The sequence below is a fragment of the Veillonella montpellierensis genome (assembly GCF_947090115.1).
GTDB lineage: Bacteria > Bacillota > Negativicutes > Veillonellales > Veillonellaceae > Veillonella > Veillonella montpellierensis.
Genome location: NZ_CAMUMS010000008.1, coordinates 89,433 through 112,951 on the forward strand (window position 1 = coordinate 89,433; position 23,519 = coordinate 112,951).

At 38.9% G+C, this 23,519-nt stretch carries 15 protein-coding genes; 8 read left to right on the forward strand and 7 right to left on the reverse strand.

The features are described from left to right. Positions 1-4: 4 nt before the first annotated feature. Positions 5-841: a diaminopimelate epimerase gene (dapF, locus tag P6940_RS05505; RefSeq protein WP_038152512.1), complete on the reverse strand. Its 837-nt coding sequence runs from the start codon at positions 839-841 to the stop codon at positions 5-7. A 24-nt stretch (positions 842-865) separates the two neighbouring features. Beyond that, complete coding sequence (locus P6940_RS05510) at positions 866-1,144, reverse strand: metal-sensing transcriptional repressor (RefSeq protein ID WP_038152510.1); 279 nt, start codon at positions 1,142-1,144, stop codon at positions 866-868. 111 nt (positions 1,145-1,255) lie between these two features. Between P6940_RS05510 and P6940_RS05515 the strand changes: the two genes are divergently transcribed. From P6940_RS05515 to potE, 4 genes are all read left to right on the forward strand, one after another. Beyond that, on the forward strand, positions 1,256-2,317 hold the full coding sequence (locus tag P6940_RS05515) for a transglycosylase domain-containing protein (protein ID WP_277293447.1): 1,062 nt from the start codon (positions 1,256-1,258) through the stop codon (positions 2,315-2,317). Positions 2,318-3,509: 1,192 nt separating this feature from the next. Then, positions 3,510-4,721 carry an argininosuccinate synthase gene (locus P6940_RS05520; protein WP_038152509.1) on the forward strand — a complete coding sequence of 404 codons (1,212 nt, stop codon included), beginning with the start codon at positions 3,510-3,512 and terminating at the stop codon, positions 4,719-4,721. A gap of 148 nt (positions 4,722-4,869) precedes the next feature. Beyond that, positions 4,870-6,297, forward strand: a complete 1,428-nt coding sequence (argH, locus tag P6940_RS05525) for an argininosuccinate lyase (RefSeq protein WP_277293448.1) — start codon at positions 4,870-4,872, stop codon at positions 6,295-6,297. 665 nt (positions 6,298-6,962) lie between these two features. After that, positions 6,963-8,303 (forward strand): putrescine-ornithine antiporter, encoded by a 1,341-nt coding sequence (gene potE, locus P6940_RS05530; protein ID WP_277287941.1) that lies wholly within the window; start codon positions 6,963-6,965, stop codon positions 8,301-8,303. A gap of 700 nt (positions 8,304-9,003) precedes the next feature. On the opposite strand, the gene P6940_RS05535 is transcribed toward potE, so the two are convergent. Genes P6940_RS05535 through P6940_RS05545 form a run of 3 tightly spaced genes read right to left on the reverse strand, consistent with a single transcriptional unit; the run spans position 9,004 to position 12,564 of the window. After that, the gene (locus P6940_RS05535; RefSeq protein ID WP_277293449.1) at positions 9,004-9,876 is read right to left on the reverse strand and encodes a CoB--CoM heterodisulfide reductase iron-sulfur subunit B family protein; all 873 of its coding nucleotides are present in this window, start codon (positions 9,874-9,876) and stop codon (positions 9,004-9,006) included. Further along, on the reverse strand, positions 9,876-10,844 hold the full coding sequence (locus P6940_RS05540; RefSeq protein ID WP_277293450.1) for a succinate dehydrogenase/fumarate reductase iron-sulfur subunit: 969 nt from the start codon (positions 10,842-10,844) through the stop codon (positions 9,876-9,878). Before P6940_RS05540 ends, P6940_RS05535 begins: the two co-directional genes overlap by 1 nt. A gap of 1 nt (position 10,845) precedes the next feature. Next, positions 10,846-12,564, reverse strand: a complete 1,719-nt coding sequence (locus P6940_RS05545; RefSeq protein ID WP_277293451.1) for an FAD-binding protein — start codon at positions 12,562-12,564, stop codon at positions 10,846-10,848. Positions 12,565-13,228: 664 nt separating this feature from the next. Here P6940_RS05545 and P6940_RS05550 point away from each other — a divergent pair. Then, on the forward strand, positions 13,229-17,572 hold the full coding sequence (locus tag P6940_RS05550) for an acyl-CoA dehydratase activase-related protein (RefSeq protein ID WP_277293452.1): 4,344 nt from the start codon (positions 13,229-13,231) through the stop codon (positions 17,570-17,572). 678 nt (positions 17,573-18,250) lie between these two features. On the opposite strand, the gene P6940_RS05555 is transcribed toward P6940_RS05550, so the two are convergent. Continuing rightward, positions 18,251-19,435 carry a hypothetical protein gene (locus P6940_RS05555; protein ID WP_028258189.1) on the reverse strand — a complete coding sequence of 395 codons (1,185 nt, stop codon included), beginning with the start codon at positions 19,433-19,435 and terminating at the stop codon, positions 18,251-18,253. Positions 19,436-19,584: 149 nt separating this feature from the next. Between P6940_RS05555 and P6940_RS05560 the strand changes: the two genes are divergently transcribed. Then, a complete protein-coding gene (locus P6940_RS05560) occupies positions 19,585-19,728 on the forward strand; it encodes a YvrJ family protein (RefSeq protein ID WP_071838056.1) in 144 nt (47 codons plus the stop codon). Between the two features lie 706 nt (positions 19,729-20,434). On the opposite strand, the gene P6940_RS05565 is transcribed toward P6940_RS05560, so the two are convergent. Beyond that, complete coding sequence (locus P6940_RS05565; protein WP_277293453.1) at positions 20,435-21,256, reverse strand: DUF805 domain-containing protein; 822 nt, start codon at positions 21,254-21,256, stop codon at positions 20,435-20,437. 378 nt (positions 21,257-21,634) lie between these two features. On the opposite strand from P6940_RS05565, the gene P6940_RS05570 reads away from it, so the two are divergent. Beyond that, a complete protein-coding gene (locus tag P6940_RS05570; protein WP_277293454.1) occupies positions 21,635-22,666 on the forward strand; it encodes an LD-carboxypeptidase in 1,032 nt (343 codons plus the stop codon). A gap of 96 nt (positions 22,667-22,762) precedes the next feature. Beyond that, on the forward strand, positions 22,763-23,335 hold the full coding sequence (locus P6940_RS05575; RefSeq protein WP_028258186.1) for a hypothetical protein: 573 nt from the start codon (positions 22,763-22,765) through the stop codon (positions 23,333-23,335). Positions 23,336-23,519: the final 184 nt, after the last annotated feature.

The window sequence follows — 23,519 nt, forward strand, 5'->3', positions numbered from 1 at the left end:
ATTGTTAGATAGTCATGGGAAGCTCTGTTTCAAATACAATTTCTGCAGGGCCCCTCATGAGGACGGTGCCATCTGGTAGATAGGTAATGTGTAATGTGCCTAGTGCAAGTTCTACATCTACTTCACGAGTGGTTAATCCTTTTTCATGACTCATAACAGCACACGCACAGGAACCAGTACCACAGGCTAAGGTAGCCCCAGCGCCACGTTCCCACGTGCGTACTTTTATATGATGGTCATTGATAACTTGTACAAAGTTAACATTTGTATGACGTGGGAATAGAGGGTGCGTTTCAATTAGAGGACCTAAGGTAGTGAGTGGAACGGTCATCACATCGTCCACATAGACCTCTGTGTGGGGCACACCTAACAAGCAGGAGCTGATATGCATTTCTTGGCCTGCTACAGTTATGGGATAATCAATGACCTTGTAAGCGCTTATATTCATAGGAATATCCTTAGCATCAAAGAAAGGATGTCCCATATCAACGGTTACTTCTGTTACAATCCCATTTTGTATCGTTAAGGTCGGTTTCATAATACCTGCTAATGTTTCGATGGAAAATGTTGTTTTTTGCATCGCCCCTGTTTCATAGGCATATTTGGCAAAGCAACGAATGCCGTTGCCACACATTTCTGCTTCGCTACCATCAGCATTTATGATGCGCATACGAATATCGGCTATTTCAGAGGGAATGACCACAATGATACCATCGGCGCCAATCCCCGTATGACGATCGCACAAGGTAATGGCAGCCTGTGTATAATCCTTATGGGCACCGTTAGGATCTGTGAACATGACAAAATCATTGCCCAAACCATGCATTTTAGTAAATTTCATAGGAAATACCTCGTTTCTAGTCGGTTACTTGCCCATATTGGCAAATCGTTCGACTGCTTTTGTAAAATCAGAAATTGTTTTATCTACGTCGCCATGTTCAATGCCATCGCGTACACAGTGATTGATATGACCTTCCAGTACGACTTGCCCTACCTTATGTAAGGCTGATTTAGCGGCATTAATTTGACTGAGAATATCTTCGCAAGGCACATCCTCTTCAATCATACGGTCGATGGCTTGTACTTGACCAATAATTTTACTAATACGACGATGTAAATTGGTGGCATCCATACATTGTTTCATAATTTTTACTCCTTTATATATACTTATTTATATTATACATGAAAAATCGATACAATAGAATTAGCATATATATAAATGTCAATTCTCACTTAAATGTGATATGATAAGTATATGATGATTTTAATAAAATGTATATGTCGTATAGTGATTGGCGCGGTTATTGCCTTATTTCTCGTGGTAGGCGGTTTGATTGCCTATGATGAATATACAGCAAGCCATAGCGACACTATAGAGACGGAAGAAACAAGTAGTACACTACCTGAAGGTGAGCGCAGTACGGCCTCGGAAGATCAATTGACTGTGTTAGATCGTTTGTATCGTTTATTTCACATTGAAGATGCTGTAGCCGAAGCTATCAATCGACGTGTTAGCCCGGATAACCAAGTGAGGGAGGGAAATATTAGTGATTTCGCTAAGAAAGCGTTAATAGCAGCAGAGGATAAACGATTTTATGATCATGGCGCCATTGATGTACAAGGCATAGGACGTGCCCTATATATGAATACTATGGCAGGACAAACGGTTGAAGGGGGTAGCACGATTACCCAGCAACTGGTAAAGAATATTTTTTTGTCGAGTCATCGCACATTTTCTCGTAAATTAGAAGAAATGGTGTTAGCCTTTCTAGTAGAACGGCATTATTCAAAGGATGAGATTATTACCATGTATCTTAACTCCGTTTATTTTGGTAATAATTATACGGGGATTAAGGCGGCGGCACAAGGCTATTTTGACACCACGCCAGCTCGCCTATCTTTAGCGCAATCAGCTATGCTAGCGGGGTTACCACAAGCGCCTACCTATTATAATCCACGAGATAACTATCAGGCTGCTAAGGAACGACAATATACGGTGCTTATGCAGATGGTATCTCAGGATATGATTAGTCCAGCAGAAGCAAAATCAGCGTTTAATGATCTTCTTGGTATGGAGGATGAGCCAGAATTTGATGATACTGTGTTACCTAAGGATGGAGCAAGCATTTCTCTTGATTCAGTAGTAGAAGCAGTAACGGGGCACAAGGCGACGGAATTGTTAACGCCAAAGAAAGACAAGTCCTCTGCTGATAAGAATTCCTCAAAGGATACGGACAATCATGCTCGTACAAAGGATAATGCATCATCTGAAGAGGCTAAGCGCGGTGATAGAGCGCCAGGGTATATTGGAAATTAACTAGAGATTCGTTCATAGTAGACGGGTGTATTCCTTTATGCAAACTAACCATGTATGCTGGTGAGCGGTATGATTCTAGGTACTAGTACAAGCCGTATTAGGATATGGATGATGGATCCTTTGCATCCATTTATCATTGGTAACTAGAATAGGACTTAGATTTGTGCCGTAGACACATCTACGTTTCTGGCGTATAGGCTATGATATTGCTTACGCATACAAAGAATAGACACTACTATCAATATAAATACACTGAAAGAATAATTTCTTTCAGTGTATTTTTTGTAACTTGGATGTATAAGACTCTAGGGGGAGATAGAAAATTATGATGCGTCACTTGGAGAATAAAGGCATATGACTATGAGAATCTACAAGTTTGCCGATATATAGGGACTTTTTCTACGTTATCTATTTCGGCAATTAGTATGCATAATAAATAGCTAAATGACAACTAGAGGATTTACTTCTTTTTCTACGTTATTTATTTTGTAATCAGTATACATCGCTTGTAGGCTAATTACGTAAGCCTCGTTCATAGTGAATGAATCATAGAATTAGCAATCCGCAGCCCTCGTAAACGAATAGACACAGCAAAATCAGCGGCACTTAGTAGATGATAGTATGACTTCATCATCATTTTGCTGTAACACAGACTACTATGAGGTAAGTCATGTTTATTAGATAGAGTTTCGAATAGATGAATCGTAGTATGGGGCGTGCTTTCATAGAAACGATGTTATGCATTATGTACAATCTGATGACATGGATACACTGATTACATGTAGTGTAGCCGTTTGAAAGTGATATGAATGGAGTATATTTATAATTACTGCATAAAGAAATATACATATAAGTAGTAGAGTAAAAGTTGACAAAAGACGAACTAATTAATCATTATCTGCTGTGCAAAGCGGTGTAGATAGTTTATCAAATTGTGATTGTAAGAATTTTTATAAAAAATACTTGCATAAAAATTCTTACAGTTGTATAATGAAAACCGTAGTTATAGAGTATATATGTGCATGAATAGGAGCGAATGGATGGGTAAGTGATTTTGCCATGGTCGGTGTTAGCTGCATATAAGTCTTGCCGATAGGTTTGCTTTTACTTAGTTGAACAAGTTTTATACTTCAACAGTAGATTATGCATATGATAAATTAATACGTAGTAATGGGGTTAAGAGGTGTCTACCATGAGTGATGTAAAAAAAGTAGTATTAGCGTATTCAGGCGGATTAGATACATCGGTTATCATTCCGTGGTTAAAAGAAAATTATGGTTGTGAAGTGATTGCTTGTTGTGTTAATTTAGGGCAACCAGAAGATTATGCCGCCGTAGAAAAGAAGGCCATCGCTTCTGGTGCTTCTAAAGCATATATTGTGGACGCACAAGAAGAATTTGTGAAAGATTATATTTGGCCTACTGTAAAAGCTGGTGCCGTATATGAAGGGAAATACTTATTAGGTACTTCTTTCGCACGACCATTAATCGCTAAAATTCTTGTCGATGTGGCACAACAAGAAGGAGCTGATGCCATCGCTCATGGTGCTACTGGCAAAGGGAATGACCAAGTTCGCTTTGAATTGGCAATCAAAGCATTAGCACCAAATACTAAGATTATCGCTCCTTGGAGAGAATGGGAATTCAAGGGCCGTGAAGATTGTATGGAATATGCAGCTAAGCATAATATCCCTGTAGTGGCTACGAAATCACATCCATATAGTATGGACCAAAACGTATGGCATTTATCTCATGAGGGCGGTCATTTAGAAGATCCTGCTAACGCACCAAAAGATGATGTATTATTAGTATGTAAATCACAAATGGAAGCGCCAGATGCCGTAACAGAGGTGACCATCGATTTTAAAGAAGGTGTACCAGTAGCGGTGAATGGAAAACAAGCAAGTCCACTTGCTTTATTACAAATGCTTAATGATATAGGTGCAAAAAATGGTATCGGCATTGTAGATATTGTAGAAAATAGATTGGTAGGCATGAAATCTCGTGGAGTTTATGAAAATCCAGGGGGAGCGATTATTATGTATGCCCACAGAGAACTAGAATATCTTTGCCTTGATAGAGCTACATACCACTATAAAGAACAAATCGCCAATAAATATGCTGAATTAGTATATGATGGCATGTGGTTTGCTCCATTGCGAGATGCACTTCAAGCCTTTGTAGACACTACACAACAAACAGTGACAGGAAGAGTTACATTACATTTATACAAAGGCAACATTATGAGTGCTGGTGCCACTAGTCCATATTCTTTATACAGTCAAGAATTTGTTACTTTTGAAGAAGATGATGTATATAATCAAGCAGATGCAGAAGGCTTTATTAATCTATTTGGATTGCCATTAAAAATTAATGCATTAATGAAAGAAAAATCTCATCAATAATTAGTAGCACCATACATAGACGATACTATATACCTATGGACTACTTATCACCGATGCATTGGTACATAGGCGTGTAAAGAACCTCAGCCACATCGGTATATGTGACTGAGGTTCTTCTTGCTAGGTATGGTAAGAAAAGGAGTATTACATGGCAAAATTATGGGGTGGCCGATTTACAAAGGGAACCGATAAAGCGGTAGAAGATTTCACATCTTCCATCGCTTTTGATCAACGAATGTATGCAGAGGATATTGCAGGCAGTAAAGCACATGCCAAGATGTTAGCAAAACAAGGCATTATTTCACAAGCTGATTGTGATGCTATTGTAGAGGGCTTAACCGCCATTCGAGAACAAATTGAAAGCGGGTCCTTCGACTTTTCCGTAGCCTTAGAAGATATTCATATGAATATTGAAAAACGATTAACTGATGCTATCGGTGAAGCTGGAGGGCGACTTCATACGGGACGTAGCCGCAATGACCAATGCGCCGTAGATTTGCATATGCTAGTACGTAAAGAAGTAGTTCATATGGCGACGTTATTAGTAGATATGCAAAAAGCTATTTTAGAAGTGGCTAGCAAGTATGAAGATGTTATCATGCCTGGCTATACCCATTTACAACGGGCGCAGCCTGTATTGTTTTCACATCACATGATGGCCTACTTTTCCATGATGCAACGGGACTTTGAACGATTGCCTTTAGTGTTTACTCATGCGGATAGCATGCCCTTAGGTGCAGGGGCCTTAGCTGGAAGTACCTATGGCATTGATCAATCATATACGCAACAACTATTAGGATTTTCTTCCATCTATGAAAATAGTATGGATGCAGTGAGTGATCGTGATTATGTAGTAGAATTTTTGAGCTTTGCTTCTCTATGTATGATGCACTTGAGTCGTCTTAGTGAGGAATTGATCCTATGGTCCACTACTGAATTTGGATTTATCGAATTAGATGATGCCCACTGTACGGGGTCTAGCATTATGCCACAAAAGAAAAATCCTGACGTATGCGAATTAGTACGTGGTAAAACGGGTCGTATTTACGGTCACTTGCTAGGATTATTGACCATATTAAAAGGACTGCCATTGACCTATAATAAAGATATGCAAGAAGATAAAGAAGGTATTTTTGATGCGATTGATACCGTTCATTTTGGCTTATCCATCAATGCGGCTATGCTTCGTGGTATGAAAGTAAACGGCAAGCGGATGCATGATGTATTAGCCGATGATTTCTCCAATGCTACGGATATGGCAGATTATTTGGCTAAAAAAGGCGTACCTTTTAGAGAGGCTCATGAAATCGTAGGTGCTGCGGTGCAACATTGTATTCAAAATCACTGCGTATTATTAGATTTGACCGTAGAAGACTTTAAAGCTATTTCGCCCCATTTTGAAGCGGATATTTTAGATGCGATTACGATAGAATCTTGCGTGAAAGGTAGAAATAATTATAGTGGCACTGCACCAGAATGTGTAGCTCGGCAGCGGCAGGTTGGACAAGCGGTGATTCACCGTGAAGAAGCCCAAATACAAGAATGGTTACGCATCATTCAACAAGTTGAACCTTAATATCTCTATCGATAGGATCAGGTGACACTCTTCTATCGCTATATGTCTATGTATCATGGACATATGGCGATAGCTTTTTTTATACAGACGATTTAGGTTAGGTAAGCCGTAAAATTTTACAAACTATAAGAGGAGAAATGGGTAAAATATGCAGCTAGGGTAGTTAAAATAACGAATATTAGAACTATATGGCTAAAATATCCGTTTTTATTCAATGTGTGTAACTTTTGATGTCCTCTATTGGAGCATAGTAGAGGGTAGTAGCGTGGAAAGTGTAGGTAATAAGCCATATATGACAATCTCATTCGTATAGAGCCTTGCCATTATAGATAATAACTAGGTTGGTAAGCATTTTTTATTGTAAAAAAACACTTTCATTCTCATGAAAATGATGGTATTATAAATCAGTACTAAGAAACAGATACTGATGCATTTGTTTATAGATAATTATAATTATATAAGAGTTTTGAACATGAATAGTATCATATGATTGTAATTATGTATAAATGATACTAGCAAGTATACTGACAATAGAATACACAATTTTAACGTCATCACATTCTTGCCCATTTCCGCGAGAACTGATGTACGTGTAGGCGGTATTAAACCATTACAGTGAATTATGGACGAGAAAAAATTCACCACCGGAGAAAGGGGATTGATACATGAAAACAACCGCTAGAAAAATGTCTGTATTCCAGCTTACCACTTTGGTAGCCGCTAATATGTTTGGCGCAGGAATTATTATGTTACCTACACAACTTGCACAGGTAGGGACAATTTCGATTTTATCATGGTTAGTAACGGCTTTGGGCTCGTTAGTATTAGCATACATCTTTGCACAATGCGGTATGTTCTCTACTAAACGGGGCGGCATGGGCGGTTACTCGGAGTATACTTTTGGTAGAACCGGGCATTTTATGGCGAACTACGCATATGCCGTATCGCTTGTCATTGCTAATGTAGCGATTGCTATTTCTGCAGTCGGCTACGCAGCTGTATTATTTGATGTCACATTGAATCCGTGGCAAATTAGTGAAGCCACCATTGTTTTACTTTGGTTAGCGGCGATTCTTAATTTTGGAGGCAATCGTCGAACAGGAAGAATTGGTAATATTACCGTATGGGGATCCGTACTACCCGTTATTTTCATCAGTACCGTTGGTTGGTACTACTTTAGTGCGGATATGTATGTATCCGTCTGGAACCCTAATGGAATGCCATTCTTTGATGCAGTTAGTGAATCCATCGCATTGACGCTTTGGAGTTTCTTAGGCTTTGAATCAGCAGCAGCTAATGCAGATGCAGTAGAAAATCCGAAAAAGAATGTACCAATTGCTACATTCTTTGGTACATTAATCGTAGCGGTTATTTATATTTTTTCCACGAATGTTATGGCAGGGATTGTGCCACATGTAGACTTATTACACTCTACCGCACCATTTGGACTTACCTTTGCCTATATGTTTAATGATACAATTGGCAAGATTGTTATGGCCATGATGGTCATATCTTGTTGTGGTGCCATTCTTTGTTGGCAATTTACATTATCTCGCGTATTTAAATCTTGTGCAGAAGAAGGACTATTCCCTAAGATTTTTGCTCGGGTTAATCGTGCCGACGCACCTGTACGTGGACTCGTTATTATTTTAACGGTACAAACGGGGATGGCATTAATGACGACCGATGAAAGTTTAAATCGTCAGTTTGTTAATTTAGTTAATCTAGCAGTTGTTACCAATGTATTTCCTTATATTTTGACATTGTTGGCAGCTAGTAAATTATTAAAAACGGAACATGCACCACTAGCGATGCGCTCGCGCATTAAACCGTTCCTAGTGATTGCGTTAGTATATTGTCTATATGCTATGTATGCAGCAGGCGATATAGCTGTTATTGGCGGGTTAAGTGTGGTTCTTATAGGCTTTGTGATTTACCAAGTAGCCTTTCGCTTAGTACCTTATTTCCGTCGCGCTATCAGCCGTTCTGTGACAATTAAAGATTAATCTATAAGATTTTATAGACACATAGAAAAGACGTATCGTAAAGAGACTATGGCTCATTACGGTACGTCTTTTCTATGCTTTGGGAAGGATTGAATTTTGTTACTAGGAGAACTATATATTGTCTACTATGTGCCTAATGAAATAGTATATGCCTATATTTTGACTCTTATATCGTAGTATATACATTAAGAAAGTGATTATCGAATCAGTACGTATTGTCATATATCGATTCCATACAGATATTTATACTTGTTTTGACACAGCGGTATCTCTTATGTAGAGTACGCTACATATACGCATACTAGTAGTTTTTATATATAATTTCATTATTTGGGGGCAAAAGAAAGGTGTTGTTTATTTAAGTAAAATGCATAATCTAATGGGATACGAGTCAGCTAGATTTCTCCGATTTGATGTAACTGTATGCAGTGGTACTAGACTTGACCATGATCACATTAGAGTAATGAAAAGAATACGTTGAGATACTTTTCCCTATTAACATATAAACACAAAGGAACGTTGCTATTGAACGGCACACCAAATTTGGACATAATTTGGGAAGTGTAGTTCGTATTTTTTATCAACGTTCCTCTATGTTTGTGGAAGCTATTTTGTGATAACCTCCTAGTATGTTAGGTATAGGTACCTATTGTGTGATAGATGCCATAGCACATAGACTATATGATATGGCATGTGTACATTATATGTACTGTAAGATAGAACCTACATCAGTTAAGTGACGAGAGGTCATACCCATTTCTTTAGGACTGATGCCAAGCGCCAAGCCGATTAATTGTGACATGTGCAAGATTGGCATGTCTTTTCCTTTCGATACAGTTTGTTCTGCTTCTTTTTGGAACATATCCAATTGCATTTGGCAAAGAGGGCAAGGCGTTACCACGCAATCCGCCCCTTCTTTGACTGCATCTGCATTGATGGAACCAGTCATTTGCATAACTGAATCATGCGCAGGATATACGGCATGGAAACCGCAGCAATCTAATTTGCGAGAGAAGTCGATTGGTGTCGCACCAATGGCGGTAATTAAATCAAATAAGCTAGTTGGCAATTGGTAATCTTCAAAGTCCATTGTTTCTTGCGGACGAAGAATATGGCAACCATAATATTCAGCCACCCGTAAACCAGTTAGTGGTTTTATCACTTGTGTACGGAGTTTATCTAATCCATAATCGCGAATTAAGACCCATAAGAAATGAGTGATGTTTGAAGTACCTTTATACTCTTTGCCAATTTGTGCGAGCATATTGTTGACCTCTGTCCGTTTAGTGGCGTTTTCATCTAATTCTTTTTTGGCTTCTCGAAGCATAAGGGTACATGTATTACATACAGTGAGAATATCGAGACCTTGTTCTTCAGCGATGGCAATGTTACGAGCATTGGTAGCCAAGGTTGTCAATGGCTCGATGTCTTGCACATGAGAAGCACCACAACAGGTCCAGCCATTAATCTCTTCAATTTGAATACCTAAGCGTTTAGCAACCGCTTTGGTTGCCATATAGTCTTCTTTTGCTGCACTTTCAAGTACGCAGCCAGGGAAAAATGCGTATTTCATTATTTGCTAGCCTCCTCTGCCATTTTGATAAGCTTACGAACGCCGTCAATACCGTTCACTGGTTGTTGCGGTACGATTAATTCCAATGGATTGATTTTAGCATGTTTCATTAATCGTAATGCGTAGAACATTTGTTTAGAGGAGTCCACGATACCATCGGATTTCAAGCTCATGGATACTTCTTTCAAGCGCCCTGTTTTCTTCAAGTCGTCTTTGAAAGCTAACGCATGACGTGGACCTTTTTGGTCAATGCCTGTACCAAAATTACCATCTTTTGTTGCTTCTCTACGCATATTGGAAATATCGTGAGCTGGTTTCAAATGTTTAGGACAACGGGAGATACAGTTCATGCAGTGTACGCATTTCCATAAGCCATGGGCTAAGGCAGGATTGATATGAGCAAATGGGGCTTCGTCACGACTATCTAATACAAAGCGATTGGCCTTAGTAAATACATATGGTTCTAAGAAGTCATCTTCGTTGGCAGTCAATTTATTACATTCCGATGCACAGCAGCCACAAAGAATACATTCTGTACCGGCTACGAATTTTTTGAAATCGGCTGGTGTTTGACGCACGTTGCCTTTGGCAAATTCCGCCTTCATATAAATCCAAGGAGCTACTGTACGTAAGCGATCTACTTTGGCTTCCCAATCAACGACCAAGTCGCGAATCACACGGAAATTACCGATAGGAGCAATGTCGATCGTATCGCTATGGAATCGTTCTGTTACTTCATCAATTTTAGCTTCGCAACCCAACATAGCTTGACCGTTAACTCTTACGGAACAAGCACCACATACAGCGGAACGACACGCTGCTAAGAATGTTAACGTAGGATCTTGGGTATCTTTGATTTTTTGTAGGCCCCAAAGGATAGTGCGATCTGGCTCGTAATCAAATGTAAAGGATTGTACATAAGAACGGCCTTCATTATAACGGGTGATATTATAAGTAATTTGTCTCATCTTAGTACTTCCTTTCTTGTGGTTCATATTTAGTGAATACTACATCACGGGTTGTTAATTTGTACTCTCCGTCATCTTGTAAGTATTGTAAACTATGTTTTAAGAAGTTTACATCATCACGCTTCGTAAAGTCTTCACGTAAGTGGGCACCACGCGATTCTTTACGATATAAAGCACCAGATACGATTGCTTTTGCTACTGTCAACATGGAGTTGATTTCACAGTAGTTAACAAACGCCATATTGTACGTACGTTCTGCATCACCAACGTAGCAAGTTTTATAGTCTTCAATTAATTGATTGATTTCGTTTAACGCTTCTGTCATACCTTCTTCATTACGGAAGATGCCGCATTTATTCCACATCGCATTTGCTAGAGCATCACGAATTTCTACAACAGGACGACCAGTTTTGCGAGCAGTGACTTCTTTGAACTTAGCTTCCCATTCAGCTGCGTTTTCTTCTAATTGTGTTGTGCATTCCACTTGTTCATGAGTGGTAGCGTAATTAGCCGCACCAGTACCAGCTACACGACCAAATACGACACCGTCGGCTAAGGAGTTACCGCCAAGGCGATTGGCACCGTGGATAGAGATACAGGAACATTCGCCAGCAGCGAACAAGCCTGGCAATTCAGTAGCACATGTTTTGTAGTCTACTACGTCGATACCACCCATGATATAGTGGCAAGTAGGACGAATTGGAACTGGTGTTGTCAATGGATCACAATGTTCGAAGGACAATGCCAAGTCACGAATACCATGTAATTTTTCGATAATTACTTCTGGTCCTAAGTGGCGTAAGTCGGCTACTACATAAGCGTCTAGACCAGATCCACCAAGGCCACGACCTTCAGCGATTTCCACTTCGATAGCTTTTGCTACTACGTCACGAGATGCTAATTCCATTTTATTCGGTGCATATTTTTTCATGAACCGTTCGCCTTCGGAGTTCAATAAGTAACCACCTTCACCACGAACAGCTTCAGACATTAAGATACCAGTTTTACCTAAACCAGTTGGATGGAATTGTACCATTTCCATATCTTTTAAGGCAGCCCCTGCACGGAATGCAGCTGCCATACCATCACCAGTAGACAAGAATGGATTTGTTGTACGAGTCCAGAAAATACGGCCAGAACCACCAGTGGCTAATACGATTGCTTTTGTTTTGATGGTTTCTACTTTACCTTCTTTCATGTTCCAGATAACGGCACCACAGATATGGCCATCTACTTTTACAAGATCAAGTAAATACCATTCTTGTAAGAAGTGAACGCCTTCTTTTAAGCATTGTTCATATGTGGTATGCAAAATAACATGACCTGTTTTATCCGCACTATAGCAAGTACGAGGATAGGATTGACCACCAAAGTTACGTTGCGCAATTTTGTTTTCTTCTGTACGCGAGAATGGAGCGCCCATTTGGTCCATTTCTAAAATGCCTTCTGGACAACGTTGACAGAAGAATTCAATCGCATCTTGGTCCCCTAAATAGTCGGACCCTTTTACTGTATCGAATGTATGTGTTTCGATAGTATCTTCCTTAGCTACGTTGTTTAAACAACCGTTAACACCACCTTGTGCCATTGCTGTTGCTGAACGAGTTGGGAAAATTTTAGTAGCTAACGCTACAGTTAGACCTTTACGACGGCCTACTTCTAATGCGGCACGCATACCTGCGCCACCACTACCTACGATTAGGACATCAAACTGTTCCATAGTTACCTCCTCATCAGTACCTATTCCTTACAGAGTCACCTAACATGTTATTGCATATAGAGAATAACTATTATACGCAATAATTATTATGACCTCATTATATACTTGCAATTATCAATTTGTCCAAGCTCTTTATAAGGCGATTTACACTTGAAATTATTGTATTGATAAGAATTTTCATATAAAAAATATGTTTTGAAAATGATATTGATAGTATATAGATAAATATAGACGTAAGAAGGATACTAGACCTAGTTTTAGGAGAAAATATTGTAATTATAATAGTAAAGTAACTAGTGATAATTAGTATAATTTATGACTGTTATAAATATTTGTAATGGATTCTATATGTATGAATAGTAAATCAGCCATTAGTGAATTTTTATAGATATAAAAAAATAAATATGAAATAAAATTTCATTTACATCTGATTAACGTTTCGTGTAATTTTTTTACATATCCTTAGGTAGGAGATGATTTTATAGATGGAATTGTTGTAAAATTTTATTTATCACATTAATTTCTATAGGAATCCTATACATTTTATTTGTAAAAGATATATCTTATAGTATAATTAAAACTATATTAAATTTATATTTTTAGATGTAGTATAGATTATAAGTACACAAACTAGGTGTTTGATAATATACAGAAAGAGGCTTCAGTGAAAGATCTATTACGAATGGGGATCGATGTAGGTTCAACCACTGTTAAGGTTGTCTTACTTGATGGAGAAGATAATTACATATATAAAAAATATTGTCGTCATTATGCGAATATTCTAGATACAGTACATACCTTATTACAGGAAGCTGTAGTGGGATATGAAGAGCATACTGTGCATGTGGTGATTACTGGCTCTGGCGGTATGGCTATGGCTAGACATTTAGACATTCCTTTTGTGCAGGAAGTTATTGCAGAAACAAAAGCGATTAAGCACTACTATCCTGAAACAGATGTGATCATTGAATTGGGCGGTGAAGATGCTAAAGTTACCTACTTGGGGCAGACGGCAGAACACCGTATGAATGGTAGTTGTGCTGGTGGTACGGGCGCTTTCATCGATCAAATGGCCACCCTGTTGCAGACGGATGCGAGTGGTCTTAATGAATTGGCTGCTAAGGCGACTACGGTATATCCTATTGCAGCACGATGTGGCGTATTTGCTAAAACGGATGTACAGGCACTATTAAATCAAGGGGCATCTCATGAAAATATTGCTAAATCGGTATTTCAAGCGATTGTTAATCAAACAATTGCAGGATTAGCTTGTGGACATAAGATTGAAGGCCATGTGGCATTTCTAGGTGGTCCCCTTACTTTTTTGTCAGAACTGCGAAAATGTTTTTGTGATACCTTAGCTTTAGATGAAGATAGTCGCATTATTCCAGAGAATGGAGAACTGTTTATCGCTCTAGGGGCAGCGTTGATGAAAGATGAATGTCGTTCTTTAGTGCTAAGCGAGTTAGTGACACAAGTCGATGACTTACGGGATGTACCTATGGAAGTGACAGACCGATTGGATCCGCTATTTGCCAATGAGGAAGAAATTAAGGAGTTCCGTGAACGCCATGCTAAGGACGTGGCATTACGGGCTGATTTTTCTACTGCTACGGGCCCATTATACTTGGGGATAGATGCAGGGTCTACGACGATAAAAGCAGTCCTTATGGATGAAAATAAGGCGATTCTCTATTCTCATTATGGACCGAATGAAGGTAAGCCTCTTGAAAAAGCACGGACCATCATTGAATATATTTATACCCATATGCCAGCCGATGCGTATATTGCGCATACGGGCGTTACTGGCTACGGCGAAGCTTTTTTAAAACGAGCATTAGGCATTGATGTGGGCGAAGTAGAAACGATGGCACACTATCGAGCAGCTCGTGAATTTTGCCCTGATGTTACTTTCATATTGGATATCGGTGGACAAGATATGAAATGTTGTAAAGTAAAAGATGGGTATATTGAAGACATTACTCTCAACGAAGCGTGTAGTTCTGGGTGTGGCTCGTTCCTTGACACCTTTGCCAGTGGTTTGAGTATACCCATTGCGGACTTTGCTAAAATTGGGATGCTGGCACCGTTGCCTATCGATTTAGGATCGCGCTGTACTGTGTTTATGAACTCCAAGGTTAAGCAAGCGCAAAAGGAAGGGGCTAGTGTGCCAGATATTGCGGCAGGATTAGCCTATTCGGTCATTAAAAATACTTTATATAAGGTTATGAAAGTAAAGGACCCTAAAGAATTGGGACAACACATCGTTGTACAAGGGGGGACATTTTATAATGAATCGGTATTACGCGCGTTTGAAAAGTTATTAGGCGTAGAAGTTATACGACCAGATACGGCTGGACTTATGGGCGCCTATGGTATGGCACTGTTAGCACAGGAACACGCTCAGGAAGAAGATAATTACACATCCCAATTAGTTAATGCAGAGCAATTACATACGTTACAAGTAGAAACAACTATGCGCCATTGTGGTCTATGTGCGAATAATTGTATGTTGACGATTAATGCTTTTAGTGATGGTCGTACCTATGTGATGGGGAATCGCTGTGATCGTGGCGCAGGAAAAATGATTCAAGAAAAGCATAAACCAGTGCCGAACTTGATTACCAGCAAGTTACGTCGTATCTTTGATTACTATCTAAAGAGAAATGTACCTTCTCATGAGGCAAAAGGTCGTATTGGGATTCCACGCGTATTGAATATGTACGAAGATTTTCCATTTTGGTGCACCTTCTTTACTCATCTTGGGTATGAAGTGGTATTGTCATCGGAAACGACAAAAGAACAGTATAATTCTGCCTTAGATACGATTCCATCAGATACGGCTTGCTATCCAGCTAAAGCCGTACATGGACATATTAAAGAATTGGTAGAACAAGGGGTGGATTATATTTTTTATCCATGTATCCAAGCGGGGCCACATGAATATAGTCGAGATAACAACTATCATTGCCCGATGGTCATTTCCTATCCAGAACTGATTCGTAACAATATGCAAGATGTATTGAAAGATACGCCTTTCTTATCACCATTCTTGCCATTAGCCGATAAAAAGCCATTAATTCCTCGTTTAGTGGAGGAGTTATCTCCTGTGCTACACGTGGACAAGCAGGCGATTAAAGAGGCTGTTGAACGGGCTTGGATCGAACAAGAAACGTGGAAAGAAGAGTACAGAGAGCTTACTAAAAAAACGGTATCCCGTTTAATTGCAGAACGTATACCCGCCATTGTATTGGCAGGAAGACCGTATCATTTAGACGCGGGAATTAATCACGGTATACCAGAATTGATTAACTCGTTGGGAATTGCGGTGCTTACTGAGGACGGCGTGGCACCATTAGGCAGACCTATCGAACGGCTTCGCGTGGTCGATCAATGGACCTACCATAGTCGTTTATATCGGGCGGCGGAATTTGTCAGTCGCACCGACGGCTTTCAAATGGTGGAATTAAATTCATTTGGTTGTGGTCTAGATTCCATCGTAGCCGATCAAGTAAAGGATATTTTGGCAGCCCGCCATAAAATTCATACAGTACTAAAAATTGATGAAGGTACTAATTTGGGGGCCATTACAATTCGTATTCGCTCGCTTCAATCGGTGATGGCTCGTTCCTTGCGCCATGATTCTGGTAGCTGTGCAAGTCCATCTCCATCATCAGATGAACAATCTCTAGCCGTATCACCTTGTCAATGTTGTGCAGGTTGTTGCGGTCACCATGAAGAGCCAGTATCATTAGATGAGTTGGAAACGCCATACACTTATGAACGGGTTGTCTTTACAGAAGAAATGCGTAAAGAATATACGATTTTGGTACCACAAATGTCGCCGCTTCATTTCTCCATGATTGAACCGTTATTAGCACAAGAAGGCTATCGATGTGCTTTAATCCCAGCACCAACAAGAGAAGATATTGAAGTGGGATTGAAATATATTAATAATGATGCTTGCTATCCTGCAGTTATCGTAGTAGGTCAGTTGATGAGCGCTCTGCTTTCAGGCAAGTATGATGTTAATAAAACTGCGGTGATCATCTCGCAAACAGGTGGTGGTTGTCGAGCGACAAACTATATTGGATACCTTCGTAAAGCCTTAATTGATGCAGGGCTTTCACAAGTACCAATTCTTTCCTTAAATGCTAGCGGACTAGAAAAACAACCAGGTTTTTCATTGACTCGTAATTTCCTACATCGCTTGATGCAAGGTATGGTGTATGGTGATGCGATTATGCAATGTGTACTAGCCACTAGACCGTATGAACGAGATGCGGGCGCTACGAATGCGTTACGTGATTATTGGATTCAGCGATTAAAGAATAATCTATTGAAAGCGAACCTATTTACGTATAATAAATATATTAAAGAAATCATTCATGATTTTGACACATTGCCACGCAAGGATATTCCTCAAAAGCCACGAGTAGGCATCGTAGGGGAAATTTATGTTAAATTCCATCCTAGTGCCAACAATCATATTATTGATTTGATTGAGGCAGAGGGTGGCGAAGTTGTTACCTCTGGGCTTATGGACTTTTTCCTATATTGCTCTATGGATAGTGAATATCGAGCTAAGTATCTATCAGGTTCTTGGTTATCCGGCTTAGGTGGCGCGTTGGCACGTAATTTGATGGAATTGTATCGTCGCCCCTATAGTAATGCGGTAAAGAAAAGTAAGCATTTCGATGAGATTCAACCGATGAAAGAAGTGGCACGAGAAGCATCACACGTAATTGATTTAGGTAACCAATGCGGAGAAGGTTGGTTTTTAACAGGTGATATGATCGACTTGATTGAAAAAGGGGCAAAACAGATTGTATGTTTACAGCCATTTGGTTGTTTACCTAACCACGTTACGGGGAAAGGTATGGTTCGCATCTTATCGGAACGGTATCCGGATGTACGTATTGCAGCAATTGATTATGATCCAGGATCGAGTGCTGTTAACCAAGCGAATCGGTTAAAATTATTGTTAGCCACCATGTTTGAAGAGTAAGGAGCGTTCTTTTAGGAAACTTTAGAAAATATGCTCTCCTAGGTAATTGTTACGTGTGGCGTAGAAAGCATTTCTAATCGTCTATGCTGTATAAATGGCTATCATGGCTACACTAATCTGGAATTACAAGACGGAAATTGATAGTAAAAGGCTAGGAATCTAGCCTAATAAGGTAAGATAGTTTATATATGGTTCCCTATTAAACATAATAGCTAGTCGTCAATCCGATAATTGATGACTAGCTATTGTTGTATATCTTATATGGGGTATAATCTTTCATCGATAGTAAATGCTAAGTACTGAGCCCTTTTAACGTTGCATAGAGTGGTAATCCTTTGCGTAAAGGTCATACAGGATAACACTATTTACGACAGAGGGGGTCATTTCTATAGTCAGATGCCGTGCTAGTTTTTAGGCGGATGATGTGCTAGTCTTTAGGTGAATGCATTGCTAGGTATAGTTAGGTGCATGATGAAAATGAGGCGACCCTTGAAAAGAAAATAATAGAGGAAAGTTGATGCATTTTGCTCAACTTTCCTCTATTTCGTTATGGTTGATTAGCGTGTCGAGAATTGGTAAGACTGAAATATGAAATGGGCTACACCGCACGTGTTAGTCTATGTATTGATAGGAGTGACTGAATTTTTCTCGATGACAACAATTGGAGAGTCTCTTTTCTTAGCGAACCAGTAACATCCATTCCAATAAAGTACATACAATATAGGCAATAATAAATTTAACTTTTTGCTTTCTATCGCGATCTTCATCGGCTAATTTTAATTGCTGTGCTAAAAAGCGTTTATCGCGAATTTGTAATAATAAATCTCTAATGCGCGCTTGGCTTGCTTTTCCTTCGGGACTAGTTCCATCGATGTTATCGGTAGTTAGAATGGATTGCTGCATGAAAATGCGACGATGCAATTTTCTCAACTGAATTTTAATATTGTTGTGAACTAACACACTTTGCCATTTTTTGCGAGAATCTAAATACATGTAAATATATCTAGGAATGTTCATAACGATGAAACTAATAAAGAAAATACCTAAGGAGATTAAAAAATAGGTGGAAAAGGTAAAGGAAAGCGTTTGAGTTGGTAAATAATGATGTAAAATGACAAAGGTAATCCATACACCAATAGGTAATAGCAAAGCGGCGGCAATGTCAATAGAACGCAACCAACTAGTTTTAATTGGAATATCTGGCACATTAAAGGTATTGACGGGATCGTGGAACGCGTAATAATCCATATGTAATACAGCTTGCTTTGTTTTTACATTGGTAAATAAAATAGGACCGACACTCGTTTCCTCGCGTGGTGGCATAGGAATAAAATGACGTATATCACTGTGTGCCGTTAAATCAAAACGAATTACACCATTTTTTTCAAAACGCAATGTAGAGCCTGCTTCACTTAAGCGGATAGGATTGAAGAAAACACCAATTAGATTAAATCCCCACGCCCCTAATAGATGGAAGAGGGTATTTAAAATAAATCCGCCCATGTCACTGGCGCTAATATCTAATTTGATTTCAAATGATGACGTATAGTCATCAAACCATACATCTTCGATAGAATAGACGATGTTAAATACATTTCCCATTTTTGTAATCACACTGAGCAAGACCGTATTGTTTGGTTCAAATTCGAAAGTAATTGCGTAAAATAGCCAGTGATTTCTTAGCTTAGATCGCAATATTCGATTTAATACATCTTCTTCAATAGTGATTACTTTATGGTCATATAACTCTACTGTATCATCCATGGCAGATTTTGTGGAATCAGTAGCACAGTCTTTCTGCTTTGTTGATGCTAACGTCGTGGTAATCGTCCATGGTAATAGTTTTGTTAGTATATTATTCATAGACCCTCCAAGGGTTAATATTTCTCATTAATACACAAATTATATCATAGATAGAGAGATTTTATAATCACCTTATACATAATCCATATATGATCGCTGTATTTAACATTCTTTTACTACTATAAATATATAGAGTAGGAGGTGGTAATATGGACTATCTATTACAAGCCACTGCTAATTATGGCTTTCCCATGGTGGTTGCCTTGTATTTATTACTACGGTTTGAAGGCAAAATTGATTTATTAGCAGCGACGATACAAGAATTGATACAGGCTATTAAATGTAGTAAATAGACGATGGATATGAGTTACACTATAGATCTATTTCTGTTTTTCACGTCCCGGAAAGTAAGGCGTTTATACTTTATGTAGCGACGTGGAGTGAGATATTTTTATAAAGGGATAGAACTAGGTTTATCTTTCTGTTAGATTCCTTTTAGTTACATTGCGTAGTACTGGTATAGAGTTGATGTGGAGGATTGTATTCTTATTTTGGGCGCACTCTATTATGACTATCATGTCTATATAGATAAGAGATGTTCTTTCGTTTTACTATAGTATTTCTAAGAAAATTGTATAGAATTAAAAAAATAAGCAAAGGACGGTACCAAATGTAAACTACATTTGGTACCGTCCTTTTTTATAGTGCATACACATATAGAAACCGATAGTATGTTATCTATATGGGATCATATTAGTAATAGAATCTTTTGCATGCATCATTTGTCGGTCTTTATAGGAAAAATGTAAATGATACATACTGTGCTAGTCGATTATGTGTTGCGCGTTAGCAATAAGGAATGTAAGTGACAGAATTCTTTTTGTACTATCATCTGTCGGCATGTATAGACAACATGCAAGAGGTAATACTGTGCTAGCCGATTATGTGTTGCGAGCTATCGATAGGAATGTAAGTGATAGACATTGAAGTAGCTGCGTTCGTATAAGTGATTTTTAACAGGGAAGGGTATATCACGTTTCGTAGTCACCATGGATGAGATTATTGCTGATTGTGAAGAAATGTATGTAGACGAGTTTTTATAGTTTGAAAGATTTCTTTTACGATAGACCATAGAGTCAGTAAAGAATGTAACCAGCTATTCGCTCTGCTATGGATATGCGTGATAATAGACGCCTTTTCTGCAGTATTTGACGAGACAGTTGTGGTTACCTTTTTTGGGCCCCTTTGCATTTGTTTGGATGATAATAATTCCTCGCGTAATGAAAGGCTTTCTACGGATGAGCTACTAGACATCGCAGGGTGCACGAGGGATTTTTTATGAGTACGGATATGTTTAGTTCTGCGTTTTGAAGGTGTAGAGGATGGCCATGTTTGTGGCATGCCATATTGATTAGGAAGAGTATTGTTGGGCAGGGTGAGCAACAATAGAACGACTATGATTAGCATGTCATATATGAGGGATATATTCTTTACTGGATTGGATACATAGGTATAGATAATAAAAAATGTCCATGGTATAGCAGGCCAAGAGGGCAGACTGATATCATGTAAGCGTCGAGCAAATAAGGTGATTAAAAATGGCGTAATGAGTACTAGACCAACTAACATGGCAATTCGTACGGCCCAATAGGTGGCTAATATAACGACGGCATCGATAATGAGTAATTGCGTCAATGTGCTTAATCCATTTAGTATTACAAATAGGATGATTGTTCCTAGTATAAATTGACTGCGATTTAGACGACCTTGCAGTGAAAAAATAGAAAGTTTCTTTTGTCGACCTGTGTGACCGATCCATAATCCTAATAGGCCAATCAGGGCAGTGATGACCATGGCATATAAAATATCTAATGATTCCATATATCTCTCCTCATACTATTATATGTTTAAATTATAACACAGACGCGGTTATTTCAAAAATTGATGACCTATAACTAGCGTATAGGCTAATAGGATGGAGGAATATTTACATTTGTGGTAATGGTGAATGAGTACATGTATGTACATGGAATAGGTTCGTTTATGAAAGTTCGTGGTTACATTGTTTTGGCGTGATGCATGATTTCCTATCCGCGGCAGAGCTTGGTATAGTAAAATAGAATGAGACGTGTATCATGCGATGAGTTTAATAGGTATGAGTGCGTGAGAATGATGTATGGGAAAGTAGGATTAGACAAGTGGGCGCATCGTATATGTGAATGACCATATCCGTGTATAGGGCCTTCCCCTACTAGTATAATGATGATGAAAGAATGGAACTCTATGAAAACCAGATATACTAAATCATGGCGGTTGCCTACACAACTACATAAGGGGATGACCATAGCCGTCGTTAGCGGTCATACGATGAGTAGCACTGAACGATTACATATAACATTACTTTGGCAAGCCTTAGGGTATCAATTAATATGGGCCTCATCGTCAGTACAAACAAGTACGAGGGTGTCACAAGAAGTGGTGATGGATGAGCTTAATCACTATATGACAAGTGCCGATTGTGATGCGGTGATGGTGTCACAGGATGATACGATAGGAATTAAGGCATTAGCACGATTAGATTATGAACGTATTCGTTATTATCATAAACCCTGTATAGGGGCGAACCTTTGCACAATGTTTCATCGTGCCTTGCATCAAGAGAGCCGATTAATTACCTATCATGGTCTATCTTTGGCGGAGCAAGGTCGATGTACAGTAGAAGAGGCACATATGATTCGTGAAAGATTGGATCAACCGCATGTAGAACAAGTGTATGTATCGGATGCGGCTATATCTATGTGGCAATTGGTTGCCTTAGTAGAGGGAAAAAGTAAGGTAATAGAGCCTTTGCCAGAACCACCACGTGGCATGATTGGCACTGAATTGGGGATGGGACGATTACTGGGCGGCTCCTTGTCCTCGTTGTGTGCATTGCAGGATACACCGTATAGACTAAGAGACGATGAGGCGACAGCGACGATACTTTGGGTGCATACAGAAAAGAGCGAAGTAAAACTGCTTTCACAGCGCATCAAAGAATTGCAAAAAACGGATGTATTGGGATGGGTGCAGGGCATAGCAGTTAGTGGTAGTATTGGTTGCGATGATATAGGATTTGATTTATTGCGGTGCATGGAAGAGTCTCGTCGTTCATCGAAAGGAGATCCATTTGTATGTTACTTGCCAACCAATCGTGAGGGGCGATGTATTCCGTTGCCATTAGGGGCGACAGTTAATTTTCGCTATATTTCAAATACCTTGCTATATGAACCGTATTGTAAGCGGCAATGATGTACATTTTTACTACCTATATTCAATGATGTACAATTTTACTGTCTGGACTATCGAATGATAGGATTATATGTGTTATGAAAGGGGTTATTTATTATGCTAAAAAAAACACTATCTATATTGGTGGGCGTTTTGTTTTCGTTGCTCTGTGTTAGTTTTGCCTATGCAACGGATGTGATAGACGTAGGAAAACGTATTAGCTCGAATCCAGAAAATATATACACCGTCTATATAGGCATGCCTAAGGATGAAGTTGATTTTAATTTTTCTGACGTGAAGGACTGGGAAAAAGAGTCTAGTCAACGATGGAATTCTTATTATTTAAAACGAGATATTACACCTAGTATATCCCAACATGTATGGATACAGTTTGATTCGACGAATCATGTTTCTAAGGTAGGTAATACATTTGTGCTTTCTACATTCACAAGTGGTGGTACGCATAATCCTGAAGTACAGGCGGTATATAATGCTATGTATGATGTTTTACGCGCTAAGTATGGAGAACCTCATGGAATACGTATGCCAGGTGTTCGTTGTAGGGGTGGAGCCGCTTGGTTTTCTAATCAACATGTGTATGAATTAACTAAGTATGTTTGGGACGAATATACGCATGTAGGCCTACTAGTATTTCCTATACAAAACAGTGAATATGATAAGCAGAAATAACATATTGTATCACACTATATGATAGTTCTTATATAGAATGAACACTTGATAAAAGGACTGATAAAAGGCTCCTTATTTTTGACATACCTTTGAATTCACGGTACAATAATAAATAAATACAATTAGTGTAAAAGAAGGTTATGTAGCCGTTTTACCTATGATATGCACATTATAGATACAAAGG

Excerpts from the sequence above, each read along its gene's own strand:
- dapF (WP_038152512.1), bottom strand. The coding sequence starts at position 841 with ATGAAATTTACTAAAATGCATGGTTTGGGCAATGATTTTGTCATGTTC.
- P6940_RS05510 (WP_038152510.1), bottom strand. The coding sequence starts at position 1,144 with ATGAAACAATGTATGGATGCCACCAATTTACATCGTCGTATTAGTAAA.
- P6940_RS05515 (WP_277293447.1), top strand. The coding sequence starts at position 1,256 with ATGATGATTTTAATAAAATGTATATGTCGTATAGTGATTGGCGCGGTT.
- P6940_RS05520 (WP_038152509.1), top strand. The coding sequence starts at position 3,510 with ATGAGTGATGTAAAAAAAGTAGTATTAGCGTATTCAGGCGGATTAGAT.
- argH (WP_277293448.1), top strand. The coding sequence starts at position 4,870 with ATGGCAAAATTATGGGGTGGCCGATTTACAAAGGGAACCGATAAAGCG.
- potE (WP_277287941.1), top strand. The coding sequence starts at position 6,963 with ATGAAAACAACCGCTAGAAAAATGTCTGTATTCCAGCTTACCACTTTG.
- P6940_RS05535 (WP_277293449.1), bottom strand. The coding sequence starts at position 9,876 with ATGAAATACGCATTTTTCCCTGGCTGCGTACTTGAAAGTGCAGCAAAA.
- P6940_RS05540 (WP_277293450.1), bottom strand. The coding sequence starts at position 10,844 with ATGAGACAAATTACTTATAATATCACCCGTTATAATGAAGGCCGTTCT.
- P6940_RS05545 (WP_277293451.1), bottom strand. The coding sequence starts at position 12,564 with ATGGAACAGTTTGATGTCCTAATCGTAGGTAGTGGTGGCGCAGGTATG.
- P6940_RS05555 (WP_028258189.1), bottom strand. The coding sequence starts at position 19,435 with ATGAATAATATACTAACAAAACTATTACCATGGACGATTACCACGACG.
- P6940_RS05560 (WP_071838056.1), top strand. The coding sequence starts at position 19,585 with ATGGACTATCTATTACAAGCCACTGCTAATTATGGCTTTCCCATGGTG.
- P6940_RS05565 (WP_277293453.1), bottom strand. The coding sequence starts at position 21,256 with ATGGAATCATTAGATATTTTATATGCCATGGTCATCACTGCCCTGATT.
- P6940_RS05570 (WP_277293454.1), top strand. The coding sequence starts at position 21,635 with ATGATGATGAAAGAATGGAACTCTATGAAAACCAGATATACTAAATCA.
- P6940_RS05575 (WP_028258186.1), top strand. The coding sequence starts at position 22,763 with ATGCTAAAAAAAACACTATCTATATTGGTGGGCGTTTTGTTTTCGTTG.